The 8,508-nt window shown below is 70.9% G+C and carries 9 protein-coding genes; 7 read left to right on the forward strand and 2 right to left on the reverse strand.

Features of this window, described 5'->3' with window-relative positions:
* Nucleotides 1–122 precede the first annotated feature (122 nt).
* Entirely contained in the window at nucleotides 123–647 is a 525-nt protein-coding gene (locus tag KDK95_RS24715; RefSeq protein ID WP_212520668.1) for a SixA phosphatase family protein, read from the reverse strand.
* Nucleotides 644–1,477 carry an ACT domain-containing protein gene (locus tag KDK95_RS24720; protein ID WP_212520669.1) on the reverse strand — a complete coding sequence of 278 codons (834 nt, stop codon included), beginning with the start codon at nucleotides 1,475–1,477 and terminating at the stop codon, nucleotides 644–646. Before KDK95_RS24720 ends, KDK95_RS24715 begins: the two co-directional genes overlap by 4 nt.
* A 173-nt stretch (nucleotides 1,478–1,650) precedes the next feature.
* On the opposite strand from KDK95_RS24720, the gene KDK95_RS24725 reads away from it, so the two are divergent.
* From KDK95_RS24725 to KDK95_RS24755, 7 genes are all read left to right on the forward strand, one after another.
* Nucleotides 1,651–2,769: an epoxide hydrolase family protein gene (locus KDK95_RS24725; RefSeq protein ID WP_249161841.1), complete on the forward strand. Its 1,119-nt coding sequence runs from the start codon at nucleotides 1,651–1,653 to the stop codon at nucleotides 2,767–2,769.
* 104 nt (nucleotides 2,770–2,873) lie between these two features.
* A complete protein-coding gene (locus KDK95_RS24730) occupies nucleotides 2,874–4,871 on the forward strand; it encodes an APC family permease (RefSeq protein ID WP_306466666.1) in 1,998 nt (665 codons plus the stop codon).
* A gap of 37 nt (nucleotides 4,872–4,908) precedes the next feature.
* Complete coding sequence (locus KDK95_RS24735; RefSeq protein WP_249161833.1) at nucleotides 4,909–5,343, forward strand: OB-fold nucleic acid binding domain-containing protein; 435 nt, start codon at nucleotides 4,909–4,911, stop codon at nucleotides 5,341–5,343.
* A 101-nt stretch (nucleotides 5,344–5,444) separates the two neighbouring features.
* Nucleotides 5,445–5,795, forward strand: coding sequence for a bleomycin resistance protein (locus KDK95_RS24740; RefSeq protein ID WP_212520672.1), 351 nt, complete (start codon nucleotides 5,445–5,447; stop codon nucleotides 5,793–5,795).
* A gap of 182 nt (nucleotides 5,796–5,977) precedes the next feature.
* On the forward strand, nucleotides 5,978–6,457 hold the full coding sequence (locus KDK95_RS24745) for a universal stress protein (protein ID WP_212520673.1): 480 nt from the start codon (nucleotides 5,978–5,980) through the stop codon (nucleotides 6,455–6,457).
* 39 nt (nucleotides 6,458–6,496) lie between these two features.
* The gene (locus tag KDK95_RS24750) at nucleotides 6,497–6,691 is read left to right on the forward strand and encodes an NfeD C-terminal domain-containing protein (RefSeq protein ID WP_212520674.1); all 195 of its coding nucleotides are present in this window, start codon (nucleotides 6,497–6,499) and stop codon (nucleotides 6,689–6,691) included.
* Between the two features lie 150 nt (nucleotides 6,692–6,841).
* Nucleotides 6,842–8,287: an SPFH domain-containing protein gene (locus KDK95_RS24755; RefSeq protein ID WP_212520675.1), complete on the forward strand. Its 1,446-nt coding sequence runs from the start codon at nucleotides 6,842–6,844 to the stop codon at nucleotides 8,285–8,287.
* Nucleotides 8,288–8,508 lie beyond the last annotated feature (221 nt).

The following is an 8,508-nucleotide window of genomic DNA, read 5'->3' on the forward strand; positions in this document are numbered from 1 at the left end:
CGCAGAGCCGCTGACCGCCGTGCCGCGTTCCGAGCCGCCTCCCACCGGCTCACGGCCCGGCGGTCAGCGTCCTCTAGAGATCGTGCGGTCAGCGTCCTCGAGAGAGCTGCGGTCAGCGTCCTCTAGAGATCGTGCGGCGTCATGAAGCGCACCAGGCGCGTCTTGCCCGCGGCGACCTCGTTCCAGGCGCCGGACCACTCGAACACCGCGGCCGAGGCGGTCGGGAACTTGACGCGCAGCCGCTCCCGCTCCTCGGTCGGGGCGTCGCCGGCCAGCGTGAGCGAGAGATATTCGAGCCCTGGATTGTGCCCGATCACGAGCACGGTCCCGGCCTCGGCCGGCGCGCCCGCGATCACGTCGAGCAGCTCCTGAACCGTCGCGCCGTAGACGCGCGGCTCGAACTCGGTCGGCGGCTCGTCGCCGAGCTCGTCCCGCACGAGATCCCACGTCTGCCGGGTTCGCAGCGCGGTGGAGCACAGCACGCGGTCCGGCCGGTATCCCGAGTCGCGCAGCCAGCGGCCCATCGCGGGAGCGTCGCGCCGACCACGTTCGGCCAGCGGCCTCTCGTGGTCGGGCGCGTTCCCGGGCCAGTCCGACTTGGCGTGCCGCAGCAGGATCAGCGTCCGGTTCGTGGTGGGTGCGTTCATACCTCCAGTGTGGCCGACGCGGCCTCCGACAGCTCGAGCAGCGTGCGGGCGCGGGACAGCTCGGTCGCGGTGAACGGCATGCCAGGCCGGGTCGCGGTGAGGGTGGTCCCGGCCGCGGTCCGCAGCGTCAGGGTCGTGCCGTCGATCCACGCGTCCGCCGCGTTGGCCGTGTGCGTCGCGGCCGGCCCGGCCGCGTCGATCGTCAGGCTGCCGGCGTCGAGCATCTCGGTGAACACGGCCGCGAACGAGCCGGGTTCGCGCACAAGGCGGGCGGCCAGCTCCAGCGCGTGGGTCGGCCCGTCGAGCAGCGCGAGCACGTCGGTCGGCACGGCGTGCGCGTACCGGCCGCCCACGGCGTTGACCGCGGCGCATAGCCGTTCGGCGGAGGTGTCCTCCGACGCCTCGATCAGGAACTGGTCGATCACTCCGTCAGGGGCAGGGTGTACCTCTAACGCGTGAATGTTCGCACCGGCGGCAGTCAGCGCCCCGGCCAGCACGGCGAGCCGCCCCGGCGTGTTGTCGATCTCGGCGCGGACCCTCCAGAACACGCTGGTCGAGCCGCCGTCCGCCGGCGACGCGGTGGTAACGCCCGTCGGAGAGACTTCGATCTCGGTGGACAGCGCGGGCGGCGCGTGGTCCCGGCGTCGGAGCCAGATGTGGTGGCCGACGGTTCCGACGACGAGGGCCACACCGAGCGCGATGAGCGCGGTCGAGCCGTGCCGCTTCAGGCCGAACACGTCGGCGAACGCGTCGGCCAGACCGGCGGTGGCGAGCAGCGAGGCGAGTTCCACCAGGTGCCGGTGGTGGTGGTTCGGGTTACGTGACGTCATGCTCCCACCTTGAACGCGCAACGTTGCATGACCCGACACAACCTGTGACGGCCGCGTAAAGATCGAAACGAGCGCCGCTCGGGCGGCGCCGGGGCGGAATAGTCGGGCGACGGCCCCTCTTGTCATGAGGCGTGAGCCCCGAACGGAAGACGCCGCTGCACGTCGCCACCACGCTGATCTCCGTGTCCGACGAAGACCTTGACGACCTGCGTACGCGGCTGCGGCGCACGCGGTGGACCGCCGCGTGGCCGGTGGAGGCCTGGCAGGCGGGGACCGATGAGCGCGAGCTGCGCAGGCTCGTCGAGTACTGGGCCGGCGACTACGACTGGCGGGCTCACGAGGCGGCCATCAACGCCCTGCCCTCCCGCTTCGCGGACATCGACGGGACGCCGGTCCACTACCTCCGCTTCGACGGCGAGCGGCAGGACGCGCTGCCGATCGTGCTGACGAACGGCTGGCCGAGCTCCTTCCTCGAACTGCTCGCACTCGCCGACCGGCTGGCCAACCCATCGCGCCACGGCGGCGACCCCGCCGACGCATTCACCGTGATCGTGCCCTCGCTGCCGGGCTTTGCCTTCTCGCCGCAGCGGCCGACCCTCGACGAGACCCTGCAGACGCACGATCTGTGGCACCGGCTCATGCACGACGAACTCGGCTTCGAGCGCTATGTCGCCCACGGCGGGGACCTCGGCGCCGGGATCACGTCCCGGCTGGCCGAGGCGTACCCGGACGAGGTCGCCGCGATCCACCTGATGGCGGTCGCGAGCCCGCAGGTCTACGATCCCGCGAGCGTGACGCCGGAGGAGGCCGAGTACCTGGAGTCCGTGCGCACGTGGAGCGCCGAGCAGGGCGGCTACCAGCACGAGCAGAGCACCCGGCCGCTGACCCTGGGCTACGGCCTGGCCGACTCGCCGACCGGGCTGCTGGCCTGGATCGTGGAGAAGTACCGCGCCTGGAGCGACTGCGGCGGCGACCTGTCCGCCCGCTTCGACGACGACTTCCTGCTCACCCAGGCCTCCCTCTACTGGTTCACCGGCACCATCTCGACCTCGTTCCGGCCGTACTACGAATACTCCGAGGGGCTGACCCGGCGGGTGGAGCGCGTGGAGGTCCCCACCGCCGTCGCGCTGTTCCCGGCCGACCTGGCCCATCCGCCGCGCAGCTGGGCCGAGCGCGTCTACAACGTGGCCAGGTACACGCGGCTGCCCCGCGGCGGCCACTTCGCGGCGCACGAGGAGCCCGCCCTGCTCGCGGACGACCTCACCGGCTTCTTCCGCGCGTACCGCCGCTGAGGGCATAGACGGGCAAACCCCCAGCTAAGCGGGTGTTTGCCCACAAAACTCATGATCCGGAATAGTCGCCCCCGGTCTCCCCAGCCGATCGAAGCGGGCTTACGATGCCCAGCGTGCCTTCACTGATGGGGATGACAAAACGCCTACTCGTCGGCCGCCCCGTGCGCAGCGAGATGCTCGGCGAGGCGACACTGCCGAAGAAGATCGCCCTACCCGTGTTCGCCTCCGACGCGCTGTCCTCGGTGGCGTACGCGACGGAGGAGATCCTGCTCGTGCTCTCGGCGGGCGGACTGGCGATGTTCCACTACACCTGGTACCTGGCGGGCGGTGTCGCGCTGCTGATGCTGGTGGTCGTGGCGTCGTATCGGCAGAACGTGCACGCCTACCCGTCCGGTGGCGGCGACTACGAGGTGGCCACCACCAACCTCGGGCCCAAGGCCGGCCTGACGGTCGCCAGCGCGCTGATGGTCGACTACACGCTCACCGTCGCGGTCTCCACGGCCGCGGGCGTGGCGAACCTCGCATCGGCGATCCCGGCGCTCAACGGGCACGTGGTGCTGATCTGCGTGGTGATCATCGCCTTGATCACGCTGTTGAACCTGCGCGGCGTGCGCGAGTCGGGCACCGCCTTCGCCATCCCCACCTACTGCTTCATCGCGGCCGTCGCGATCATGATCATCTGGGGCCTGACGCAGCTGCTGATCGGCCACCACCTGGTCGCCGAAAGCGCGAACTACCAGATCCACTCCACCACGAACTACACCGGCCTCGCGCTCGGCTTCCTGCTGCTGCGCGCCTTCGCCTCCGGCTGCACGGCACTGACCGGCGTCGAGGCGATCAGCAACGGCGTGCCCGCGTTCAAGGCGCCGAAGAGCAAGAACGCCGCCACCACGCTCGCGCTGCTCGGCGGCATCGCGGTCACCATGTTCGCCGGAGTCACCGCGCTGGCCCTCGCCTCGCACGTGCACACCGCCGAGGACGCCTCGCAGCTGATCGGCCTGCCCGCCGGCGACACCCCGCGCACGGTGATCGCGCAGGTCGCCCGGGCCGTGTTCGGCGACAGCTCGCCGATGTTCTACCTGCTGCAGTTCTTCACGGCGCTCATCCTGGTGCTGGCCGCGAACACGGCGTTCAACGGCTTCCCGGTGCTCGCCTCGATCCTCTCCCGCGACGGCTACATGCCGCGGCAGCTGCGCAACCGCGGGGACCGGCTCGCCTACTCGAACGGCATCCTGCTGCTCTCGGCGCTCGCGATCCTGCTCGTCATCGCCTTCCGAGCCTCGCCGACCCGGCTGATCCAGCTGTACATCATCGGCGTGTTCGTCTCGTTCGTGTGCAGCCAGACCGGCATGATCCGGCACTGGAACCGGCTGCTGCGCGAGGAGACCGACCCCTCGGCGCGCGGCCGGATGAAGCGCTCCCGGGTGATCAACTCGGTCGGCGCCGGATTCACCGGCACCGTCCTGGTCATCGTGCTGGCCACGAAGTTCATGAAGGGCGCGTGGATCGTCGTCGTCGCGATGCCGATCATCTGGCTCGTCATGCGCGCGATCCAGCGGCACTACCAGTCCGTCGCCGTCGAGCTGACGCCGCCGGAGAGGCTGCGCCCCTTCAAGCCGCACAGCAACCACGCGGTCGTGCTCGTCTCCAAGCTGCACCTGCCCACGCTGCGCGCGCTCGGCTACGCGAAGGCGACCCGGCCGGACAGCATCACGGCGGTCACCGTCGAGATCGACGCCGAGGAGGTCGCGGCGCTGCGCGAGCAGTGGGACGCGCACGACATCCCCGTGCCGCTCACCGTGATCGCCTCGCCCTACCGCGAGATCACCCGCCCGGTCGTCGAGTTCGTCAAGCGGATGCGCACCGAGAACCCTGACGACATCGTGACCGTCTACGTGCCCGAATACGTGCTCGGCCGGTGGTGGGAGCAGATCCTGCACAACCAGTCCGCGCTCCGGCTCAAGGGCAGGCTGCTCTACCAGCGCGGCGTGGTCGTGGCCAGCGTGCCCTACCAGCTGCGCTCCGCCGCCGACCACGGCCACCCGCAGGTCCCGCCGCCGGCCGCCCCGAAGGCTGCGCCGCCGCTGCAGGAGACCAGGTAGCCTGAATCGATAAGACCAGGAAAGGGAGTCGGCGGCGATGGTTGAGCCCGACACCGAAGCACCCCCGAAGACGCGATCCGCGCCGCCCGCGGCGGACCGTCGCGCCGGGTTCCTCCGACGCCTGATCAACCGGCTCGCCTCGGAGGCCTCCGAGCTCGACGACGCCGACCTGCAGGCGGAGACCTCGGCGCAGGGCGCGACCCCGATCGCGAGCTGCCGGGACCGCGAGGCGGTCTGCATCCTCGGCACGCTGCGCACGGTCACCTTCCAGCCGCGGGCCGGCGTGCCCGCGCTCCAGGCTGAGCTGTGGGACGGCACCGGGGCGGTGACCGTCGTCTTCCTCGGCCGCCGCGCCATCCCCGGCATCACCCCGGGACGCGCCATCAAGGTACGAGGACGCATCACGGCACTCGGCGGCCAGCGGGTGATCTACAACCCTATCTACGAGTTGAGGCCCGCTCCGACAGACTAGCGAGCTGACAAGGCACTTCGCAGCGGCCTCGGCGTTAAAACCGCGTATGCATTCGCGCAGTCCCCTTCACCGGAGGGGCGCCGAGGCCGTTCACTGAGGCTATGCCCCTCGCGACCGAGACCGCCGTGCCGATCCTGCCCAGCGCGGATCTGCGGCGCGCCGAGGCGTTCTACCGCTACCTCGGCTTCCGGGTCGTCGGCCGGGGCGAGGGCTATCTGCAGCTCGCCCGCGGGGACATCGAGCTGCACCTCTACCTGGCGCCCGGCCACGACCCGCTCACCAACTCGGCGGGCTGCTACCTGCGCGTCGCCGACCCGGCCCGGCTGCGCGACGCATGGTGCACGGACGGGATCAACTGCCTCGACGTCCCCGGGTCAGGCCCCTTCGGCGAGACACTCTTCGCCTTGGTCGACCCGGACGGCAACACGCTTCGCTACGGTTTGGTCGAATAGCCGCGGGCCCCTCCCGGATGCGGCGGAGATCCGGTATGCCGGAAGCGTGTCGCGCATCGCGTATCGCGCATCGTCGGGCGAGTCGTCATCGCTCGACCGGGGCGGCGACGCGCTTCGCTTCAGTTTGGTCGAATAGCCGTGCGCCCCTCCCGGATGTGGTGGAGATCCGGTATACCCGAAGCGTGTCGCGCATTATCGGGCGAGTCGTCGTCGGCGTGAGTGGTTCACCGCGGAACCTGCACGCACTGCGTCACGCGGTCGAGCTCGCGCGCTCGTACGACGCGACCCTCATAGCCGTGCACGCCGTGGGGCCGGCGCGGTCCCGCAGGCGCCTGATACGCCGCCGCGCGGTGCCCTGGCAGCAGGCGGCCTCGATCGTCGTGCGCACCGCCTTCGACGACGGCCTCGGCGGCCTGCCCCGCGATGTCGACTGCGTCCTGCTCGCTGCGCCCGGCGGTCCGGGACCGTCCCTGCTGGCGGTCGCCGACCGGGCGAACGACGTCCTCGTGCTCGGCGCCACGCGCCGCCGGGGCGGGCTCCGGCGCCGCTTCCGGGCACGCGTCGCGGAGTACTGCGTCACCCGCGCGGACTGCTCGGTGCTGACCGTGCCGCCGCCCCCGCTCGCCGCCGTGGACCGCCGGCGTGTCAAGCTTCTCGCCTGATCGTAGGTCCGAGGGTCGGTTCGCACACGGAGGGTCGTCGTGGTCGGTTTGCAGGGGCGGGTGACCGGGCGGATCGCGCCCGGGCTGGTCGGCGAGGTCATGGTGCGGGTGCGCGGCGGGGCCGAGGCCTTCATGGCCTACGCGGCCGAGCCAGGGGAGCAGATCGCCGTCGGCGCGATCGTCGTCGTGCTCGAATACCACGCGCCGCGTACCGTATACGTTTCAGCCCTCTGACGCGTGCGGGCCGGTATGTGATGTACGAGACACAATCTGCACTCGCCGCCGATCCTCCAGAGGTGTACACCATTGGTCGGGACCTTCGACACTGGGTCGAAGATCCCTTCTAGGTGTAGGGGGAAGTGACCTCAAGTGCCTCTGGCACTGATGATTGCGGCAATCTCGGTCGGCGGGATCCTGGTCCTGACGGCCGTCTTCAAGGCGATGTGGCGGGTGGCGGAGCCGAACCAGGCGCTGCTGATCTCCGGTGCCAGGCACCGGACGGACGGCGTCGACGAGGGGATGGGCTTCCGGATCGTGACCGGCCGTGGCACGCTCGTCATCCCCGGCGTGCAGGCGGTCCGCCGCCTCTCGCTGGACCTGAACGAGGCGGACCTGGCGGTCGACTGCGTGACCAGCCAGGGCATTCCGGTGCACGTCAAGGGCGTCGTCATCTTCAAGGTGGGCGACGACCTGGTGTCCATCGCCAACGCGGCCCGGCGGTTCCTGGACCAGCAGGGGAACATGAACGCCCGCGTGCACAACATCCTGGCCGGCCACCTGCGCTCGATCGTCGGCAGCCTGACCGTCGAGGAGATGATCAGGGACCGGGAACGGTTGACCGAACAGACCCGGGCCACCTCGGGCCACGAGATGGAGAAGCTCGGCCTGACCATCGACTCGCTGCAGATCCAGGAGATCGAGGACCCGACGGGGTACATCAAGGCACTGGCGGCGCCGCACACGGCCGCCGTGCAGCGCGACGCGCGCATCGCCGCCGCGGCGGCGGAGCGGGAGGCGACCGAAGCCGAGGCCGAGGCCAACGCGCGCAAGTCCGAGGCGATCCGGAACTCCAACATCCAGCAGGCGGGCTACCAGGCCGAGGTCGACCAGGCCAACGCCACCGCGAAGCTGGCCGGACCGCTGGCCGAGGCGGCCGCCCGGCAGGAGGTCGTCGTGCAGGAGACGAAGGTCGCCGAGCTCGAGGCCCGCAAGCGCGAGCAGCAGCTGCAGGTGGACGTGCGCAAGCCCGCAGACGCCGAGGCATACAAGACCGTCACGCTCGCCCAGGCGCAGCGCGAGTCCAAGGTGCACGAGGCCGAGGCCGCGGCGAAGGAGACCGAGCTGCGCGCCACCGCGGACGCGATGCGAGTCAAGGCGGCGGCGGAGGCCGAGGCCGCGGCGACCCGCGCGCGGGGTCTGGCCAGTGCCGAGGCCACCCGGGCCACCGGCGAGGCCGAGGCCGCGGCCTCCAAGGCGCGCGGTCTCGCCGAGGCGGAGGCGGCCAAGGCCAGGGGCCTCGCCGAAGCCGAGGCGATCAAGGCGCGCGCGGCGGCGCTGGCCGAGAACCAGGAAGCGGTCATCGCGCAGCAGCTGGCCGAGAACTGGCCGGAGATCGTCAAGGCGGGGGCCGGGGCGTTCGCCGGAGTGGACCACATGGTCGTCCTCAACGGCGCCGAGGGCGTCAACGACCTGCTGGCCAAGGCACTGACGATGGGCGGCACCGGCCTAGGCCTGGCCCGCCAGCTGCTCGCCTCCATGAAGGAGGAGCCAGCCGCGACGGAGCCCGCCACGGCCAACCACGTCCCGCCGCAGCAGGTATCCATCCAGTAGCAGACACGGTGTCAACACAAGCAGGGCGCTGACAGCGGCCCGGGCTCGGAGCCTCCGAGGGGGAAGCTCCGCGCTCGGGCTGCCGTGCTGCTCGGGCCGCTCCCGCCCAGCGCCGGGGGTTATTGCGAACGAGATGCGGGCTAGGTCGCTTTTGCTCCCAGGCCCTTTCCGTTTGAGGCAAGTTTCGTGTCGTGCCTGGTCAGGCTGCTTGTAGGAGTCGG

The organism is Actinospica acidithermotolerans (genome assembly GCF_018139625.1).
In the GTDB taxonomy this organism is placed as follows: Bacteria; Actinomycetota; Actinomycetes; order Streptomycetales; family Catenulisporaceae; genus Actinospica; species Actinospica acidithermotolerans.

What these genes read in the sequence shown, in the direction of transcription:
- KDK95_RS24740 (WP_212520672.1), top strand. Translation starts at nt 5,445, where the DNA reads ATGCCCCTCGCGACCGAGACCGCCGTGCCGATCCTGCCCAGCGCGGAT.
- KDK95_RS24720 (WP_212520669.1), bottom strand. Translation starts at nt 1,477, where the DNA reads ATGACGTCACGTAACCCGAACCACCACCACCGGCACCTGGTGGAACTC.
- KDK95_RS24735 (WP_249161833.1), top strand. Translation starts at nt 4,909, where the DNA reads ATGGTTGAGCCCGACACCGAAGCACCCCCGAAGACGCGATCCGCGCCG.
- KDK95_RS24730 (WP_306466666.1), top strand. Translation starts at nt 2,874, where the DNA reads ATGCCCAGCGTGCCTTCACTGATGGGGATGACAAAACGCCTACTCGTC.
- KDK95_RS24755 (WP_212520675.1), top strand. Translation starts at nt 6,842, where the DNA reads ATGATTGCGGCAATCTCGGTCGGCGGGATCCTGGTCCTGACGGCCGTC.
- KDK95_RS24715 (WP_212520668.1), bottom strand. Translation starts at nt 647, where the DNA reads ATGAACGCACCCACCACGAACCGGACGCTGATCCTGCTGCGGCACGCC.